We start from the raw sequence: 18,396 nt of genomic DNA on the forward strand, positions 1-18,396 counted from the left end.
GAGAACGCAAAAAAACCGCCAAAATCGGCGGTTTCATTCATTGATATAGTTAGTCTACATGTAGTCTACACTTAGGCGTGGTTACGTTGATTCTGCATCCGACGCTGAGTCAAGTAATCACTCTCATAGAACGCCAAGTCGTCGCGCAATTCTTCATACGTTTTGGAGATCTCAAGAATGACGTCACGCACTGCACGGATAGGCTTGTCACGGAAACGAATTGCATCTTGCCCTGTGTAAGCATATCTGCCGTCTTCAGAGTAACATTCATTTTTGGGATAGAAAAAGCTATTTACACTTTGGTGGTACGTATTATAAAGCGCCTTTTCCGCAAAATCGATATCGAAATTAGCACGACGCAGCACAACGCCAAGTTTTTCGTAAGAAACTTCAGAAAAAACAAGCAAATGACGGAGATCCGAAAGAAATCCTTTGTAGAACGTTGTTGATTCTTCCGTCTGATTCTGATCCAGTTCAGGCAAAGCATTTTCGTTCAAAAATTGTTCAATCCGATCGATAGCAGGTTTTAACTTTTCCCTAGTTGACTCACAAATTTTCTGTACATTGGCTGCTGACATAAAGGTAGCTCCCCCTTAAATAAGTCCTTACATATAGGTAGGTCGGGCGGTGAATTTCACCTGACCTTCAATTCTCAGGTACTATCCTACCATAAAAAGCTGACGAGCGGTATCCCATAATCCAACCGGTGTCTACATGTGTTCGACGATCTTAATTGCAAAATGCTACGCATGGTCTAGATCTGCATAAAAATATCTGCTTTTCCTAACGATAGAACTATGCACGGACAACGATGAGACCTGAGCACGGTTCAGATTATTGTCCCAATTACAGAGGAGGTTATCATCCCGATGTCTAAACCAAAATGGATTAACTGGGTTATTGCTGCAGGTGTAGGAACGCTTGCTCTAACCCTGCTACTACCAACATCCAATCGCACGCTGCCAGAGCATAGTGCATTACCTGATACTCCTCACGTGGAGCAAGGGAATAAACAGCGCCTGAAAGTTCAAGACGTGAAAGCTACGGATCTCCTCACTCGAATGGATGCAAAGCAGCATCTAAGCACCATGTTAGAGAAAACCTCCAGCATGTCAGATTCAGAATTGCGTAAATATGTGCAAGACCTTCAACAATCTCACAAACACATCCATTCTCTCCTGTTCATGGACAATAAATCAGGTTCACAGCGCCATCAGTTCGGCAAAGATCTGCCAAAAGGAAGTAAATTGGAGCAACAACGCTTCGATCATTCTCTTAGCCTAGCCAAAAAAGCCGTTATGAAACGCCAAAGCTTCGAGTCTTCTTCATTTTCCATGGGTAAAGAAAAGTATTTTGTGTTAGGCCAGCCTTCCAAGGATGGCAAGCAAGCCATCATCGCTTTATTCAGCCAAAACGTGCTTAACGCGGTGGAACAGCATCAACGTAAAAATCTACGTATGATTCCTTACCCTCGGGAAGGCAAATTCAAAATTGAATCGGTGCACCCAGATACCTTAAACGAAATTACGGTCAAAACAGGGCATGATAACGCAAATGCCAGCCACTTTTATGAGAATGAAATCGTAATTCGTTTTCGACAGGAGCCGGGCGAACGTGACATGCGCATCATCAAATCTGACTTGCGAACACAGTCTGCTCGCAAATTGGGATACACGTATGTTTTCCGGTCAGAACATATGAATTATGAACAGCTGCATTCCTATTTTGATCGTAAATGGAATCCACTTTATATGGAACCCCACTTCATGTATTTAACCAATGAGACACTGACTGAAAAGGACAATTCGGCGGAGGTCACCGTTCCTAATGATATTTTGTTTACCGATTACCAATGGAACCTGCCTGCAATTGAAACCAACCGAGGGTGGAATATTTCAAAAGGGAACAAGGATGTTATTGTTGCCGTGGTGGATACTGGGGTAGATATCAATCACCCTGATCTCAAAGGAAAGCTGCTTAAGGGATACAATGTGATCGACCCTACTAACGAACCTCTTGATGATGTCGGTCATGGTACGCACGTTGCTGGAATTATCGGGGCGATTGTTAACAACAATGAGGGTGTAGCAGGAATGAGCTGGTACAATAATGTACTTCCGGTAAAAGTTCTGGATAGCTCGGGTTCAGGCACGACTTATGCTGTTGCTGAGGGGATTATCTGGGCAGCAGACCATGGAGCTAAGGTCATTAACATGAGCTTAGGAAACTATGCAGATGCTCAGTTTCTTCATGATGCAATCAAATATGCGTTTGACCGCGATATTGTGCTGATTGCCGCCACAGGCAACGATAATACAGAACGTCCTGGATATCCGGCTGCCTATCCCGAAGTATTCGCTGTATCTGCTACTGACCCTGACATGAATAAAGCTTCCTACTCCAACTATGGCGACTACGTTGATGTTATGGCACCAGGTACCAGCATTGCGAGCACCTATCCTGATAACCAGTATGCTGCATTGTCGGGAACATCCATGGCGAGTCCCCACGTGGCCGCACTTGCAGGATTAATTCGTTCGATCAACCCTGACTTAACGAATACCGAAGTGATGGATCTCATGCGTCAGAGCGTGATTGATCTCGGCGATCCTGGACACGATAAATATTATGGATACGGTCAAGTGGATGTCTACAAAGCGCTTCAAGCCGCATCGAGCAATAGTGCCCCCCTGCAATTCTGGCCACAACATGTGAGACAGCAAATGGACAATACCATGAAGAAATATACGAAGTAGTGTTTATTTATGTTCGACAACAACAAAAGCAGCTGCGCCCCCGGGCGTATGCTGCTTTTTGATATGGTATCAAATTATCATTCCCGGGGGCTTAGGCTGCGCTTAACGTTTACGTGAAGCTGTACGGGATTTGCTTGATTTTTTGGCGGATTTTTTCTTGCCATTGTGGCTGGAAACATAACCTGTTTCTTCTTCTCTTATAACGACTGGGTACATATGGTGAGGAATCGGCACACAGTGGTGCTTCTTGATAACCTCAATCGGATGAATTACAGGTACGATTTGTGGAATGTAGTAGTCTTGCACAACCTGGATAGGATCACAGACAATCGGGCAAACCGGTGGACAGAAATGGTTCATTTCAAAACCAACTCCCTTTCAAGTGATACTATAACGTATTGCATTAGGACGAAAGTGGATTGGATGTATGTCCATTTTTGAGAAATTAAATAAGCGGGAGCCTGTCCGCAGCCGCCCCTCCCTTAAGTGGGGCTTCGTTTGCGATTACATTACATAAGACACGCAGACCTTCACACAATCGTTCCATGTCCGTCACCGTAAAACAAATTCGCAAATTCGAAGTGTCCGGTTCCCTCACATAACAAGCTGAGCCAGGTAAAAAGGAAACGCCTGCAGCCAGCGCGTGCCTATGCAGTTCCCGCATATCTATACCATCGGGCAGTTGCAGCCACAGGTTCAACCCTCCATCTGGTAAGACCCAGAACATCCCTGGTGGTGCATAGGCTTCTAAGACAGCCGACGCTGCGCTCAGTCTAGCATACAGCTCATCTCGAAGCTGGCGGATATACGCGCTATACTGATGCTGAATAAAGGATTGCAACGCTTTTTGAGTTAACAGAGGACTGCCTAGATCTGCAGTCGATTTGGCTGCCACCAGCCGCGTAAGAACACTTCCATCTGCGATAGCACAAGCCACACGACAGCCTGGTGATAATACTTTACTGAATGTTTTGAGGTATACGACATGCCCGGTTGAATCCATTGATTTAATGGAGGCAGGAGGTGGGTCGCGGAAATAAAGATCAGAAAACGGATCATCCTCCAGAATGAGGCAATGGTAGCTTTGAGCCAAATTCAGCAACTGCGCTCGCCTTTGCGCACTCATCGTGATCCCTGTGGGATTATGAAACGTTGGAACGGTATAGATTAACTTCGGCGGATGGGTATCGCATAACCGGGTCAACAGATCGATGCGCATCCCCTCGTCATCCATCGGTACGGTAATAATTTTGGCGCCTCTGCTCGTAAATACATCGATGGCTCCCGTATACGTCGGGGCTTCCATGTAAACCACATCACCAGGCCCTACAAACGTCCGAGCCACCAAATCAATTCCCTGTTGCGTGCCGCTAGTAATTAACATGCGCTCAGGCATCACCTGCGAACCTCTCTCTGCAAAATGATCTGCAAACGTCTGGCGAAGCTCACGGTCTCCTTGGAAAGAACCATACGCAGCCATCCGTTCCGGATGATCTGAGGAGAGACGATACGCACTCTCAATAATCTCCCGTGTAGGCAACAATTCAGGCTGAATAGCAGACATATGGAGTTCATACTGCACTTGTGGAGAAGTATCGAAATGTCGCCAAAGCTGAGCCCGAGGCAAATAATCAACCAATGCCATCTGCCAGTTCCACGGTGTATTTTTCTCCCCGTTTCCTTGCACTGGATACATCTTATCTATATTTTCGCTTCTCTCGGACTCCTGTACTCCCCGCACATAACAACCTTTGCCTTGAGAACACGTAATTAATTGAATCGCTTCAAGCTCCGCATACGCTTTGGACACCGTCACTAAACTTACACCAAGGTCTGAGGTAAGCTTTCGGACGGATGGCAGACGGGTTCCTGGTTCAATAAGCCCAGATCGGATACGATCTGCAAGAGTAAGTGCAATCTGTATGTACAATTTGGTACGACTTCCCCGCTTCAGTTCGATATGCATTGTTCCCGTCCTCCCAACTGTTATGATCTACATTTTACTGTTATACAGTTTCGGTCTATTATAGAATATAACATTACTATAAGTTCGTGTTCAAAGGTTCGTTTTCAGTACGAAGACGATGGAAAATGCTGCAAAACGAACTTTATGAAGCACCTCTATAACAGTGAATAACAGGAGATGAAAACACAATGAATATCCCATGGTCTAAAATGGCACTAAACACACCGTCCTCTGTCGTTCGCGACATGTTGCAGGCAGCGCAAGCTCCGGGCATGATTTCATTAGCTGGAGGTTTACCCGCGCAATCATCATTCCCTCTGGAAGCGATTCGTGTCGCTTATGAAAAAGTATTTGCGTCCGGAGCATCTGCTCTTCAATATGCAGAAACGGAAGGATATCGTCCACTTCGTGCCAAAATCGCGGAGCGCCTCGAATCCAAAGGCATACCCGCTTCTCCAGATCATATGCTACTGACTACAGGATCTCAGCAATCCATTGACCTTGTATGTCGCATCCTGCTTGATCCGGGTGACCGCGTACTGGTTGAATCACCAACCTATCTGGCTGCGCTTCAAGTGATTCATTCCTACCAGGCGATATCGCACGGTGTAAGCTGTGATGACGAAGGAATGCTGCCTGAATCATTAGAAGAACTGCTTCAATTGCATCGTCCAAAATTGGTTTACATCAACCCAACCTTCTCCAATCCTTCGGGTAAAGTGTGGAGCCGTGAAAGACGTCAGAAAGCGGTGGATCTTTGCCGGAAATACGGCGTCCTGATTCTAGAAGATGACCCGTATGGCGAAATTCGTTTTAACCCGGAAGAGCTGGACGCGCCCGCACTTGCAGAATTGGATGCTGCCTATGAAGGACCTTCCAACGTGATCTATACCAGCACCTTCTCCAAAACGGTTGCTCCTGGACTTCGTACAGGCTGGATCCTGGCTGCACCAGATATTGTTAAAATCGCGGCAAGAGCTAAACAGGGTGCCGATCTGCACTCTAGCAGCATCGACCAAAGGGCGCTTCATGCCCTGATGGAGACGTTTGATCTCGATGAGCATATTCGTGGAATTTCCGCTGATTATAAACAGCGCATGGAGAAAATGACTGAGCTGATGACAAAAAAAGCATGGGAAGGCATCTCGTGGAATTCACCACAAGGGGGAATGTTCCTCTGGCTCGAATTACCTGAATCGATGTCTGCCAGCAATCTGTTCACTTATGGCATTCAAGAAAAGGTATGTATTGTTCCTGGTGATTCCTTCTACGCAGGTACGCCTGAGTTGAACCGGATGCGGATTAACTTTACCCACACTGATCCAGATCTGCTCCCTGAGGCTGTAGAACGTATGGATCGCGCCATTAAACGCTGGCATGCTTCAGTACAATCCGATGCTACAGTGACCATGTAAATTCTGATACTGGCATTTATATTGCAATATAAATGCCAGTATTGCTCCCTTATCAATTGCAATGAATAAATGCAAAAAAATGGCGTCAGATTCCGTATAGATCGGATTCTGACGCCATCTCTGTTTATAACACTAAAATTACGCTATGTTCATCATGAGAATTACCATTCACATGAATGAATTCCAAATGACTAGCTGTTGTTGCAGTTAGGAAAGCTTACCGTAAGCCGGGTTCTGTGCTCTTCGTGGTTCATACGGGAACTACCCTCCCACCACAAGCGACAATCATCTATCTAGGCCATACATTGCTGCACAGCTCAAGCGACCAACCTAGACACACCTCGGGCTAAGGCTGCCTCCTCCAAAGAGTCGACTGTGTCCCATTAGGTCTTGCTCCAGATGGGGTTTACCAGGAACGAAGTCACCAGCGTTCCTCGGGGTCTCTTACACCTCGGTTCCATCCTTGCCTGTGCCGGAGAATCCGGCCATCGGCGGTCCATTTCTGTGGCACTATCCTTCAACTCGCGCTGACTGGACGTTATCCAGCATCCTGCCCTGTGGAGCCCGGACTTTCCTCTCGTGGCAACAAGGCCACCAGCGATTGTCTGTCAAGCTTTCCGAAACAACATTACATAGTATACAAGGATTTCAGTTTACAAACAAGCTTAATATTAATGGAAGCATTGGGAACAGGCATGTTTAGAGAAAACGGAATACTTCTGTATTTACCTCTGATGCTGTTACCTGTGTTTCATAACGTTTAAGGTCTAAGCGCTCCCGCAGCCAATCAGCTGTTTTGGGTTTCATAATTTTCTCGGCATTATGTCCAACATCAATGATACACATGCCTGCCATTAATGCATCGTGAGCTGTATGATAATCTATATCCCCAGTTACGATGACATCTGCTCCTTTGAAACGTGCCGTAAGTGTATAACGGCTACCTGAGCCACCAAGAACAGCCGCCTTTTTCACTTTACGGTTCAAGTCTCCCACCACTCGGACGTGAGACACGTTCAGTTGGGTCTTCACGACGTCGACCAGCTCACCGAGTGTCATCGATTGTTTGAGTGGTCCCAAGCGCCCCAGACCAAGCGTACGCCCTTTTAAATCCATAGGGTATAGATCGTATGCTACTTCTTCATAAGGATGTGCCTTCAACATTGCTTGTATAACTTGACTGCGCAGACTTTGGGGCACAATCGTCTCGATACGCATTTCCTCTACACGTTCCATCTGCCCCTGTGTACCAATAAAAGGCTGCGTGCCTTCTCCAGGTACAAATGTACCTGTGCCTTCCGTATTGAAGCTACACTTATTATACTGCCCAATGCTGCCAGCACCAGCTTCTAGAATAGCGTTCAATACTTGTTCATGATGTGTACGAGGAACGAATACCGCCAGCTTGAAAAGATGATCCGTATGTACATCTTCCAGTGACTCTCTGCTATCGATTCCGATCGCTTCCGCCATCCAATCGTTCATACCACCCTCTGCTACGTCTAGGTTCGTATGACTGATGTACACAGCAATATCATGCTTAATCAGCTTTTCGTACAATTTTCCCATAGGTGTATCGGTTGTTAGTGATTTAACTGGACGGAATATAATAGCATGATGCGCAATAATGAGATTGGCACCGATGCGAATTGCTTCCTCGACCACTTCATCAGTGACATCCAATGCAACAAGAACATGTTTAATTTCCTTTTGCAGACTTCCCAGCTGCAGACCGATCCGGTCATCAGGTACAGCTAAATGTTTGGGAGCGAGTTGCTCCATCAATTGAATTACAGCTTGACCTTTGGCAAACATGCCAATACCTCCTTCAAATTCGCAATCAGTCGTTCAACATCCGCAGCCTTCTCTCGAGCAGATTCCTGATCCGATTTCATGATCGACTGTACTACGCCCTGCAGCTTAACGATTTCACTTTCCCATTTGGCGAAAAATACGTCTGTTGGTTGATCTACCAGATATGGCCCCATGCGAAGCAAAATTTCCTCCGTCAACTCTACACCATTTGTGAGGGGACGAGGCTTGTATACTTCTTCATTCGCAATAGGACTACTCGCTTGTGGCATAGCCGTGATAATTTCGTAGATCTTCCCATCTTCCTCGAGCAGTCTCTCCGCTACGACCACCCAGTTGTGAGCTAGAAGCCACCGTCTCAAGATATCCTCGCCTACGTTGGGTTGCAGCACAAGCAGGCTAACCCCTTCTAACTTGGACACACCGCGATCCAGAATGGATGCAATTAATGCTCCGCCCATACCAGCAATTGTAATCACGTCCACTTCACCGGGCTCGATTACATCAAGACCGTCCCCGCGACGAACCGTAATTTTCTCTTGCAGACCTGCATCACTCACTTGTTTCCGCGCTGCTTCATAAGGTCCGGGATTCACTTCACCAGCGATTGCGCTGACAACGTTACCGCTGCGAACAGCTGCTACAGGTAACAACGCATGGTCTGAACCAATATCCGCTAAACGGCTTCCCTCCGGAATTTGTACACGTATTTGCTCTAAACGATTCGAAAGTTTCATGACACACCTACACCATTCATTTAATTTATTGATTTGCATTGAACAACGAAAAGCGATAAAATAAAATCCAATCAAACATTTCAAGGATGAATTACCAAAACCAAGAAATTAAGACGTTCAATTTAAAAATAAAGGAGACCCCGCAGCCGCGTTAGCGTCTTGCGGAAAGTCTCCCAAAGTGTTGTTATTCGAGGAAATCCTTGAGTCGTTTACTGCGACTCGGGTGACGCAACTTACGAAGAGCTTTGGCTTCGATCTGACGAATCCGCTCACGCGTAACGCCAAATACTTTGCCGACTTCTTCGAGTGTTCTCGTCCGTCCATCATCGAGACCGAAGCGTAGACGTAGTACATTTTCTTCCCGTTCAGTCAATGTATCCAGAACATCCTCAAGTTGCTCTTTCAACAGTTCATACGCGGCAGCATCAGCAGGAGCCAATGCCTCCTGATCCTCGATGAAATCACCCAGATGGGAATCATCTTCCTCACCAATTGGTGTTTCAAGGGAAACCGGTTCTTGTGCAATCTTCGTAATTTCACGCACTTTCTCAACACTCAGATCCATTTCAGCTGCGATTTCTTCTGGTGTTGGTTCACGCCCAAGCTCTTGTAATAGCTGACGGGATACCCGGATCAGCTTATTAATCGTTTCTACCATGTGTACAGGGATACGAATTGTCCGTGCTTGGTCAGCAATGGCACGAGTAATCGCTTGGCGAATCCACCATGTCGCGTACGTACTGAACTTGTAACCTTTTTTGTGGTCGAACTTCTCAACCGCTTTGATCAGACCCATGTTACCTTCTTGAATCAGATCGAGGAACAACATGCCGCGTCCAACATAACGTTTAGCTATGCTGACAACGAGTCGCAAGTTGGCTTCAGCCAAACGACGCTTGGCTTCCTCGTCCCCATTCTCAATCCGTTTAGCCAGTTCTACCTCATCGTCTGCGGACAATAGCGGGACACGACCAATTTCTTTGAGATACATACGAACAGGGTCATTGATTTTGATGCCTGGCGGCAAGCTCAGATCATCATCAAAGTGGAACTCATCGCCCTCTTCTCTGTTGTTGTTTTCCGAATCCTCGCTCGGACGAAGTGTTACCTCTTCATCATTCTCGTTAACAACATCAATACCAAGATCGCTCAATTGCTCATAGAACTCATCCATTTGCTCTGCATCCTGCTCAAACGGGGAGAGTTTTTCAATAATTTCCTTGTAATTTAGCGAAGCTCTTTTCTTACCTGATTCAATCAATTGATCTTTAACCTGATCCAGCGTCAATTCTGTCTCTAGTTCAGTATGCTGATCATTCGCCATAATTCGACTCCCTCCTCCCTAGAAACATCCAACACACAGACGTTCACTGTCTCTCTAGGGCAATCATTTCAATTGCAATTTGTGCCGCACGTACTGAATCACCTGCACGCTCTGCAGCAATCATTTCTTCTTTCTTCAAGTCGTACTCTTTCTTACGCGGATACTTCAGCACTTCTCTGATGCAATCGTCGAGTACTTGAACACTCCATTCACCCGGACCATCCATCATCGAGATTGAACTGACTGTCTTCTCAAGGCGGTCATCATGCAGCGAAGACATGAAGCGGCTCGTATCCGGCGGTTTGCCTTGCGCATAGTAGGCATATAGATAAGCAGCAATAGCTGCATGATCATCCAAGTTAAAAGCTTCACCAAGATGCTCGTTAACGTACTGTGCAGCCTCGTCGTCCTGAAGCATCCAGGCGAGCAGCTTACGCTCAGCAGCGTGATAAGCCGGCAACAGATTAGGTGTAGGCACCTGCCTATTTTGTTGCCTACCATTATTCCACCTTTTCGAATTATTATCCCCAAACTGCTCGTTATTTTTCATGGCTTCTCGCTCTTCGTTGCACTCCTGCTTCAATGTTTCAAACGAAACGTCGACTTCGGCAGCAAGCTCACGAAGGTAAACTTCCCGTTCTGTTGGGGAAGGCAAAGGCGCAATGAGTTTCACAGCTTCCTTTGAATAAGCGATTTGTCCGCCACCTTCTAGCAGTATATGGTTTTTCTTAAGGTTTATAAGCTTAAATTTTGTTGTCGTTACGGCACCATCTATAATCTGATTCCGGAATCGTTCGCCACCATGCTTGCGAATAAAATCATCCGGGTCAAGCCCTTCGGGAATGAGTGCTACCTTAACTTGCAGCCCCGCTTCCTCAAGAATAGGGAAGTTTTTGAGCGCCGCAGCCTGTCCTGCTCGATCGCCGTCATAACAGATAACGACCTCATCGCACATGCCTTTCAGCATTAAAGCCTGATTCTCGGTAAGTGCGGTTCCCATAGCTGCTATACCGTTCTGGATGTCTTGATCCCAAGCGGAGATAACGTCACCGTATCCTTCGAATAGTATAGCTTGTCTTTGTTTACGAATTGCATTCTTGGCATGATGCAGGTTGTAGAGAACTCGGCTTTTATTGAACAACCGGGTTTCCGGAGAGTTAAGATATTTAGGCTGTCCATCTCCCAAAATGCGACCCGCAAATGCAATTGGCTTACCGCTCCTGCCATTAATCGGGAACATCACTCTGTCACGGAATCGATCGACATAACCTTGACCTTCGTTTCTCTGTGACAGAAGGCCACCCTTCTCCATCTCTTCAAGCGGAAAATTGCGTTTCTCCAAAAATTGAACCACCGTATCCCAGCGATTAGGTGCATAACCGATCTGGAAATGGTCAATCAGCTTGTCATTGAAGCCCCTTGAGCGTAAATAATCCATAGCCGCTTTGCCATGCTCTGTATTTTTCAATAAGAAATGATACAGCTTCGCGGTAAGCTCGTATGCCTCCAGCAGACGCTCAGTCTCCGGATTCACATGAGCAGATTCACGCCCTTGCCAGTCACCCATAGAAATATGGCTTTCTTCTGCCATCGTCTTAACAGCCTCGGGAAAGGATAACCCTTCGATTTCCATCCTAAATTTGATGGCATTTCCACCCGTGCCACAGCCGTAGCAATAGAAAATTTGTTTCTCTGGTGTAACTGTAAACGAAGGCGTCTTCTCAGAATGAAAAGGGCAGAGGCCTTTCATATATTTCCCCTGCTTGGTCAGATGCACAAATCGGCTCACCGTATCGACAATATCATTCTGCTGTAACACCGATTCAATAATACTTTCGGGTATACCGCCTTGTCCGGTACTCATCTCTGGCCACCTTCATCTCTTTAGCACGTAAATATAATTCGATAAACTTACACATTCTCCTGCAAATCTTTTAAAAGTTTTGTCAGTTTATGTTGAAATATTTCACGATCCTGCTCTGTGAAAGGCTTTGGCCCTTTCCCATAGTGACCTCTTTTTCGCGCTTTAGCCGCAGTGTGGCGGGAATCAAGCATGAAATCAATGTCACGATCGTTAAACTCACGACCACGAAATGATAAAACATAACAACGCTTGCCTAACGCGAGCGCAGCCAAACCATAATCCTGTGTAATGACCACATCGCAAGGCTTAATATGATTAGCAATATATAGGTCAGCGCTTTGGTCACTACGATCTACCTGCACCGTTCGTACCCCTTCTCCACCTTGAAGCAGATGGTCAAAAGAAGACACCAGCAGCACAGGAATTTTGAAACGGCGAGCCGTTTCCGCAATCTCGGCCTTAACCGGGCAAGCATCGCCATCCACAACAATGTGGCGTACATTCAACTCACTCAATCCCAGACCACCCAGCTTCATAAAGTTCGCATGTTGTCATCATGTCTAGATGCAAAATGCACAAAATAAACTGCATATTGTTATATACGACCTTAGTTAGGCGAAATCCTTCTGACGAGTCAACGTAAATCAAAGGCTAAAATACGGAACAGGTGTTTAAAATAAATTTCACAACCCGTTCCGTATATTTATACCCTGTTATATCCCGCTTTAATACTGAAATTGTGCTTTGTCTCTGAACCACTTGGTCTAAGCGCTCAGAAGTAGAATTACCACACTAATTTAGAGAAATCAGCGAATTGTTTCAGGTCACGATCAATTGTGGCAAGGAGCGCCAAACGGTTAGCACGTACAGCTTCATCCTCCGCCATTACCATAACGGAATCAAAGAATACGGTAATTGCCTCTTTCCAAGCTGAAGCAATGGCAAGAGCCTCTGCAGCGGCATGTTTAGACAATGCTTGGCGATACTCTTCACTCGTTTTGCTCCAAGCTTCATGCAGCTGGCGTTCTCCTTCTTCTACGAACAATTCAGGATGAACAGAAGCATTGGATGCTTTGGCAGCCAAATTCCCCACACGGTTGAACGATTCAACCGTTGTTTTGAATACATCTCCGGTTTGAACAGCCGCCATCAACGCTTCACCCTTAGGGACAATAGCACTAATATCATCGAAGCCAGAAGAGATCACTGCATCAACCACATCGTATCTCACCGTATCGGATAGCAATTTTTTCACACGAAGCCCGAAGAAGTCCTGCAAGTCTTTACGCACTTCCTCGTCTGCACGTTTCAACAGATTCATCTGAGCGTGTACTTCAAGTGCAACTCCGAATACGTCTGACAATGTCAACGGAAGCTGATGATCAAGCAGAATCTGCACGATTCCTGCAGCCTGACGACGAAGCGCGTACGGATCTTGCGAACCTGTTGGAATGATGTTGATGGAGAAACAGCCTACAATCGTGTCCATTTTGTCCGCAGCGCTCACAATCGCACCGATCAGTGAAGCCGGAGATTGATCTCCAGCAAAACGTGGCTGATAGTGTTCAAATACGGCTTTGGCCACATCTTCTTTTTCGTTAGCTTTGCGTGCGTAATCCTCACCCATAACACCTTGCAATTCTGGGAACTCACCAACCATCAGGGTAACGAGATCGAATTTGCAGATATCCGCAGCACGGCTAACCGATTCCGCTACTGCATTCGACACCTGCAGCTTAGCTGCCAGAGCATCTGCAATTTTGCGAATACGGCGAACTTTATCACCAACAGTACCTAGCTCTTCCTGGAACACGATTGTTTCCAGCTTAGATAGTGCGTCTTTGATCTCTAGCTTTTGATCTTCTTCATAGAAGAATTTCGCATCCGAAAGTCTTGCACGCAATACTTTTTCGTTCCCTTTGGCAATGACCTCCAGTGAATCCGCACCACCATTACGAACGGTAACGAAATATGGAAGCAATTGTCCCTCACTGTCAAGCACAGGGAAGTAACGTTGGTGCTCTCTCATAGATGTAATCAGAACATCCTGAGGAATATTTAAGAATGAAGAGTCGAATGTGCCAAATAGCACGGTTGGCGTCTCAACTAAGAAGAGTACTTCTTCAAGAAGATCTTCTTTGATGCCAATACTCCATTTTTTTTCAGCAGCGAGCGCTTCGATCTGGGAGACAATCATCTGTTCACGTTCAGCGATGTCTATAATGACATGCTCAGAACGAAGAGTCTCTACGTAAGAAGAAGCACTGCTAATTACGGTATCCTTACCCAAGAAGCGATGTCCACGAGTAACATTTCCAGACTGCACACCTGCTACTTCAAGCTCAATGACTTCACTACCGAACAATGCAACAATCCAACGAATTGGACGGACAAATTTGAAATCGTAGGAAGCCCAACGCATGAATTTAGGGAACGTCATCGCATGCAGGATAGACAACAGGCCTTCACCGATTACAGAGGAGGTTTCCACCCCTTTACTGCTCTTCGTTGCATAGATGTACTCTACGCCACCAAGTTCCTTAAATGTGAATTGTTCTGGGTCTACACCCTGGCTACGAGCAAAACCTAAAGCTGCTTTGCTCCAGTTACCGCTCTCGTCCAATGCAATTTTACGCGAAGGTCCCTTGACTTCTTCCTCCACGTCCTCTTGCTTCTCAGCTACTCCTTGAATCAATACAGCCAATCTGCGTGGCGTTGCATAGGCATTCACTTCACCGTAAGTAATACGAGATGCGTCCAACCATTTCACAACACGCTCCTGTAACTGCTCTATCGCACCGCGCATGAAACGAGCTGGGACTTCTTCAAGACCAATTTCAAATAATAGATCCTTAGACATGCTCAGCTCCCCCTTTCTTAATCAGCGGGAAGCCAAGCTTCTCACGCTCTTCCATGTATGTGGCAGCCACTTGCCGAGCTAGATTACGAACACGTGTGATGTAACCTGTACGTTCTGTTACACTGATGGCGCCTCGAGCATCCAGCAAATTGAACGTATGTGAACATTTCAGCACATAGTCATATGCAGGGAATACCAGGTTTTGTGCCATTGCTTTATTTGCTTCTTCTTCATGCATGTTGAAAAGCGTAAATAACATTTTCACGTCTGATACTTCAAATGTATATTTAGAATGCTCGAACTCTGGTTGACGGAATACATCACCATAGGTAATGCCTTCAACCCATTCCAGATCAAACACGTTTTCTTTATCTTGAATGTAAGAAGCAAGTCGCTCCATACCATACGTAATCTCAACAGCAACCGGATTCGTCTCGATTCCGCCTACCTGTTGGAAATACGTAAATTGGGTTATTTCCATACCATCCAGCCATACTTCCCAACCCAAACCTGCGCAACCAAGAGACGGATTCTCCCAGTTGTCTTCAACAAACCGAATGTCATGTTTGAGCGGATCAATACCTAGACGCTTCAAGCTCTCCAAATAAATCTCTTGAATATTGTCTGGAGAAGGTTTGATAATGACTTGGAATTGATGATGCTGATACAGACGGTTTGGATTTTCACCATAACGTCCATCCGATGGGCGACGGGAAGGCTCCACATAAGCTACTTTCCACGGCTCAGGTCCAAGTGAACGCAAAAAGGTCATTGGGTTCATCGTACCTGCCCCTTTTTCCGTATCATACGGCTGGACAATAATACAATTGTGCTCAGCCCAGAATTGTTGCAGCGTTAAAATCATCTGCTGAAAATTCATAATCATGCTCCTTTTCAATGGTTTGTTGGCAAGCTAGAACGGTTTAGAAAATAAAAAGCCCCCGTCCTACGCCTGTTATCCAGACGTAGGGACGAGAGCTATTCCCGCGGTTCCACCCTACTTGGCTCAAGGATTACAGGATAACCTGCTAAACTTAAGCCCACTTTTCCGTGTCCATTCATGCTCCCGAGTGCCCTTTCATAGACCAATTCATCCAGGCTTCCACCATCCCCGGCTCGCTCTATTATGATATTAGAGCTAATGCCCTCAATCATAAATTATAGAATCCTGTCTACTACTCTCTCGTTCAATGCATGTCTCCAAAAGAGAAATTATAGTTCATCATATATAAAAATAAGAATGAAGTCAAGTTGAATTTCATCACTTCTACAAACAACTCAAATCCCGTACTTCTCCATTTGATCGAGAAAAGAACGGGACTTCAAATTCAAACCTAATTGGTGATCCATAAACGCGCGCATGATTTTTTTGAGCTCAGCTCGTGTTCCTTCGCTTACAGATATGTTACCCAGCCGTTGCAGATCAAACTGTGCAAACAATCTCAGCAATTTTAGCGCCTTAGGGCTTACAGACATAGCAGGCGGATCAAAATGCTTACATGCACGGCATAAGACGCCCCCAAGTCTAGGACTCACGAACAATTGCTCATCTGGTCGTTCCTGACCACAAGAGATACATTCATCCAGTGCAGGCCCGTAACCAGCCGATTGCAAAATTTTCATTTCGTATAAACTAGTCATGACGACTGGATCCTTATCTTCCTTTAATGCTTGGAGACAGGCTTTTAGTTGTTTAAACCAGAAGGTACCTGTCTCCTCATCCTGTAGCACGCGATCAAGCAGCTCACACGCATAAGATGCATATGCAGCTTTGACCAGATCCTCACGCAGCTCATGGTATGACTCAATAATTTCGCCTGCATTCAAGTTTCCCAAGCCCGTGTTCCGAAAGTAAACGTACTGACCGAACGTAAACGGCTGCACAAGTGCAGCATGTCGACTTTTGGGCTTTTTGGCACCACGGACAAGTACACCTACTTTTCCGCCGCTTTCGGTGCAAAGCGTAATAATTTTGTTTCCCTCGCCATAGTCCATGCTGCGGATGACAATCCCTTCCACCCTGTATAGCATGCCTCGTCACCTAACCATTCTCGAATCCGCCAATCAATGCTCGGCTTCTTCATCTTCAATCACTTCCCCTGCAATATCCGACTCTTGCTCCAATGAGCTGCATGCCTCGGCGTACAGTAAGTAGGATTCTACATCCCCCGTCATCGCAAAAACCTTCCACGAAAAATCTCGCATCGGAATTTCATCCTCTCTTCGGAAATGACGTGTGCATCTAGAAGATAGGATGGAGTCTTACAAGGTAAACTATGCGTTGCAATTACTGGATACAACTCGGATCACTATTCACGACCAAAACCAAGGTCACGCAACACGCGATCCTGATTTCTCCAGTCCTTTTTCACCTTTACCCACAGATCCATAAAAATTTTGGAGCCTAACAGGTTCTGAATGTCCTGCCTAGCACGTTTACCGACTTCTTTGAGCAAGGCGCCTTGCTTGCCGATAATAATCCCTTTTTGTGAATCACGCTCAACAAAAATAACTGCCGAAATATAGACAACGCCATTATCCTGCACCTTCATGTCCTCAATCGTTACCGCAATGGAGTGTGGCACTTCTTCACGAGTCATTTGCAGAATTTTCTCCCGAATCAGCTCAGCGCAAACGAATTGTTCCGGGTGATCTGTCACCTGATCCTCAGGGTAGTATTGCGGACCTTCTGGCAGATAATTACTGATCTGCTCCAGCAATGTATTCACGTTACTGCCTAGCTTAGCGGATACAGGAACAATCTCAGCAAAATCGTGAAGTTTACGATATTCCTCAATCAAAGGAAGTAACGCTTCAGGTTCAACTTTATCAATCTTGTTCATTACCAAAATGATTGGAGTGCGCACATTTTTTAATTGTTCTGCAATGTAACGATCTCCTCCACCCATGCCCTCAGAAGCATCAATCAGGAATAACGCAGCTTCAACCTCGTGAAGTGTGTTCAGTGCAGTCTGATTCATGTAATCACCTAGTTTGGACTGACGCTTATGGATACCAGGCGTGTCTAGAAATACGATCTGCTGCTGCTCCGAAGTATATACACCATGAATTTTATTACGTGTCGTTTGAGGCTTGTCCGACATAATGGCAATCTTCTGACCAATAACTTGATTCATTAACGTCGATTTACCTACATTGGGGCGTCCAACGATGGCTACAAATCCGGATTTAAATGCTTGTTTTTTCATATGTTCCTCCTCAGGCGCCTAGGCCTGGAATGTAATGGTTTATTTTTGAGACGAATTCAGATCGGATGGCCCAAAAGCATAAGGAATCAATTCTGCAACCGTAGTTTCGCGCAGGTCACCTTTCATGTTTCCAAGAATAACCTTCATGTCTGGTTCGCACAATTCGAACATTACCTGACGGCATACTCCACATGGTGCAATCGGATCATCCGTGTCACCTACAATAGCAATGGCTTTGAAGCTCCGCGGCTGCTGGCCACCTGCAATCGCACTAAAAAGTGCTGTTCGTTCAGCACAGTTTCCAGGCGTATACGCAGCATTTTCAATATTACATCCATGGTGCACATTACCTTCTTGATCAAGCAATGCCGCGCCTACACCGAAATGCGAATAAGGGATGTACGCTTTGGTACGCGCCTTAATCGCTTCCTGCATCAGCAGTCCGTTATCCAT

At 45.8% G+C, this 18,396-nt stretch carries 16 protein-coding genes and 1 other RNA gene; 2 read left to right on the forward strand and 15 right to left on the reverse strand.

Annotated features, from left to right (window positions below; translation table 11 throughout):
- Positions 1 to 71 precede the first annotated feature (71 nt).
- Positions 72 to 578: a YpuI family protein gene (locus tag V6W81_RS20445; protein WP_338540198.1), complete on the reverse strand. Its 507-nt coding sequence runs from the start codon at positions 576 to 578 to the stop codon at positions 72 to 74.
- 291 nt (positions 579 to 869) lie between these two features.
- On the opposite strand from V6W81_RS20445, the gene V6W81_RS20450 reads away from it, so the two are divergent.
- Entirely contained in the window at positions 870 to 2,756 is a 1,887-nt protein-coding gene (locus V6W81_RS20450; protein WP_338540199.1) for a S8 family peptidase, read from the forward strand.
- A gap of 102 nt (positions 2,757 to 2,858) precedes the next feature.
- Here the strand turns inward: V6W81_RS20450 and V6W81_RS20455 are convergent, their stop codons facing one another.
- On the reverse strand, positions 2,859 to 3,116 hold the full coding sequence (locus tag V6W81_RS20455; protein WP_307211654.1) for a hypothetical protein: 258 nt from the start codon (positions 3,114 to 3,116) through the stop codon (positions 2,859 to 2,861).
- A gap of 85 nt (positions 3,117 to 3,201) precedes the next feature.
- Positions 3,202 to 4,722 carry a PLP-dependent aminotransferase family protein gene (locus V6W81_RS20460; protein WP_338540200.1) on the reverse strand — a complete coding sequence of 507 codons (1,521 nt, stop codon included), beginning with the start codon at positions 4,720 to 4,722 and terminating at the stop codon, positions 3,202 to 3,204.
- Positions 4,723 to 4,910: 188 nt separating this feature from the next.
- On the opposite strand from V6W81_RS20460, the gene V6W81_RS20465 reads away from it, so the two are divergent.
- Entirely contained in the window at positions 4,911 to 6,137 is a 1,227-nt protein-coding gene (locus tag V6W81_RS20465) for a PLP-dependent aminotransferase family protein (protein ID WP_145045667.1), read from the forward strand.
- Positions 6,138 to 6,345: 208 nt separating this feature from the next.
- Here V6W81_RS20465 and rnpB read toward each other — a convergent pair.
- The 12 genes from rnpB to V6W81_RS20525 all read right to left on the reverse strand — a co-directional run bounded on the left by rnpB (position 6,346) and on the right by V6W81_RS20525 (position 18,396).
- An RNA gene (gene rnpB, locus V6W81_RS20470) (RNase P RNA component class A) lies at positions 6,346 to 6,754 on the reverse strand.
- An 82-nt stretch (positions 6,755 to 6,836) separates the two neighbouring features.
- The gene (locus V6W81_RS20475; protein ID WP_338540201.1) at positions 6,837 to 7,952 is read right to left on the reverse strand and encodes a Nif3-like dinuclear metal center hexameric protein; all 1,116 of its coding nucleotides are present in this window, start codon (positions 7,950 to 7,952) and stop codon (positions 6,837 to 6,839) included.
- The gene (locus V6W81_RS20480) at positions 7,928 to 8,686 is read right to left on the reverse strand and encodes a tRNA (adenine(22)-N(1))-methyltransferase (protein ID WP_145045672.1); all 759 of its coding nucleotides are present in this window, start codon (positions 8,684 to 8,686) and stop codon (positions 7,928 to 7,930) included. Before V6W81_RS20480 ends, V6W81_RS20475 begins: the two co-directional genes overlap by 25 nt.
- A 184-nt stretch (positions 8,687 to 8,870) precedes the next feature.
- A complete protein-coding gene (gene rpoD / locus V6W81_RS20485) occupies positions 8,871 to 10,010 on the reverse strand; it encodes an RNA polymerase sigma factor RpoD (RefSeq protein WP_128102888.1) in 1,140 nt (379 codons plus the stop codon).
- 43 nt (positions 10,011 to 10,053) lie between these two features.
- Entirely contained in the window at positions 10,054 to 11,874 is a 1,821-nt protein-coding gene (gene dnaG, locus V6W81_RS20490; RefSeq protein ID WP_145045674.1) for a DNA primase, read from the reverse strand.
- 47 nt (positions 11,875 to 11,921) lie between these two features.
- Positions 11,922 to 12,389 carry a YaiI/YqxD family protein gene (locus tag V6W81_RS20495; RefSeq protein ID WP_397349601.1) on the reverse strand — a complete coding sequence of 156 codons (468 nt, stop codon included), beginning with the start codon at positions 12,387 to 12,389 and terminating at the stop codon, positions 11,922 to 11,924.
- Positions 12,390 to 12,658: 269 nt separating this feature from the next.
- Positions 12,659 to 14,734, reverse strand: coding sequence for a glycine--tRNA ligase subunit beta (glyS, locus tag V6W81_RS20500; protein WP_338540202.1), 2,076 nt, complete (start codon positions 14,732 to 14,734; stop codon positions 12,659 to 12,661).
- The gene (glyQ, locus tag V6W81_RS20505; protein ID WP_056696050.1) at positions 14,727 to 15,614 is read right to left on the reverse strand and encodes a glycine--tRNA ligase subunit alpha; all 888 of its coding nucleotides are present in this window, start codon (positions 15,612 to 15,614) and stop codon (positions 14,727 to 14,729) included. Before glyQ ends, glyS begins: the two co-directional genes overlap by 8 nt.
- A gap of 398 nt (positions 15,615 to 16,012) precedes the next feature.
- Positions 16,013 to 16,765, reverse strand: a complete 753-nt coding sequence (gene recO / locus V6W81_RS20510; RefSeq protein ID WP_145045678.1) for a DNA repair protein RecO — start codon at positions 16,763 to 16,765, stop codon at positions 16,013 to 16,015.
- A 33-nt stretch (positions 16,766 to 16,798) separates the two neighbouring features.
- The gene (locus V6W81_RS20515; protein WP_145045680.1) at positions 16,799 to 16,939 is read right to left on the reverse strand and encodes a YqzL family protein; all 141 of its coding nucleotides are present in this window, start codon (positions 16,937 to 16,939) and stop codon (positions 16,799 to 16,801) included.
- A 104-nt stretch (positions 16,940 to 17,043) separates the two neighbouring features.
- Complete coding sequence (gene era / locus V6W81_RS20520; protein ID WP_145045682.1) at positions 17,044 to 17,943, reverse strand: GTPase Era; 900 nt, start codon at positions 17,941 to 17,943, stop codon at positions 17,044 to 17,046.
- Between the two features lie 39 nt (positions 17,944 to 17,982).
- Positions 17,983 to 18,396, reverse strand: coding sequence for a cytidine deaminase (locus V6W81_RS20525; protein WP_128102896.1), 414 nt, complete (start codon positions 18,394 to 18,396; stop codon positions 17,983 to 17,985).

It is taken from the genome of Paenibacillus tundrae (genome assembly GCF_036884255.1).
GTDB lineage: Bacteria > Bacillota > Bacilli > Paenibacillales > Paenibacillaceae > Paenibacillus.

What these genes read in the sequence shown, in the direction of transcription:
- V6W81_RS20445 (WP_338540198.1), bottom strand. Translation starts at nt 578, where the DNA reads ATGTCAGCAGCCAATGTACAGAAAATTTGTGAGTCAACTAGGGAAAAG.
- V6W81_RS20450 (WP_338540199.1), top strand. Translation starts at nt 870, where the DNA reads ATGTCTAAACCAAAATGGATTAACTGGGTTATTGCTGCAGGTGTAGGA.
- V6W81_RS20455 (WP_307211654.1), bottom strand. Translation starts at nt 3,116, where the DNA reads ATGAACCATTTCTGTCCACCGGTTTGCCCGATTGTCTGTGATCCTATC.
- V6W81_RS20460 (WP_338540200.1), bottom strand. Translation starts at nt 4,722, where the DNA reads ATGCATATCGAACTGAAGCGGGGAAGTCGTACCAAATTGTACATACAG.
- V6W81_RS20465 (WP_145045667.1), top strand. Translation starts at nt 4,911, where the DNA reads ATGAATATCCCATGGTCTAAAATGGCACTAAACACACCGTCCTCTGTC.
- V6W81_RS20475 (WP_338540201.1), bottom strand. Translation starts at nt 7,952, where the DNA reads ATGTTTGCCAAAGGTCAAGCTGTAATTCAATTGATGGAGCAACTCGCT.
- V6W81_RS20480 (WP_145045672.1), bottom strand. Translation starts at nt 8,686, where the DNA reads ATGAAACTTTCGAATCGTTTAGAGCAAATACGTGTACAAATTCCGGAG.
- rpoD (WP_128102888.1), bottom strand. Translation starts at nt 10,010, where the DNA reads ATGGCGAATGATCAGCATACTGAACTAGAGACAGAATTGACGCTGGAT.
- dnaG (WP_145045674.1), bottom strand. Translation starts at nt 11,874, where the DNA reads ATGAGTACCGGACAAGGCGGTATACCCGAAAGTATTATTGAATCGGTG.
- glyS (WP_338540202.1), bottom strand. Translation starts at nt 14,734, where the DNA reads ATGTCTAAGGATCTATTATTTGAAATTGGTCTTGAAGAAGTCCCAGCT.
- glyQ (WP_056696050.1), bottom strand. Translation starts at nt 15,614, where the DNA reads ATGAATTTTCAGCAGATGATTTTAACGCTGCAACAATTCTGGGCTGAG.
- recO (WP_145045678.1), bottom strand. Translation starts at nt 16,765, where the DNA reads ATGCTATACAGGGTGGAAGGGATTGTCATCCGCAGCATGGACTATGGC.
- V6W81_RS20515 (WP_145045680.1), bottom strand. Translation starts at nt 16,939, where the DNA reads ATGCGAGATTTTTCGTGGAAGGTTTTTGCGATGACGGGGGATGTAGAA.
- era (WP_145045682.1), bottom strand. Translation starts at nt 17,943, where the DNA reads ATGAAAAAACAAGCATTTAAATCCGGATTTGTAGCCATCGTTGGACGC.
- V6W81_RS20525 (WP_128102896.1), bottom strand. Translation starts at nt 18,396, where the DNA reads ATGGATAACGGACTGCTGATGCAGGAAGCGATTAAGGCGCGTACCAAA.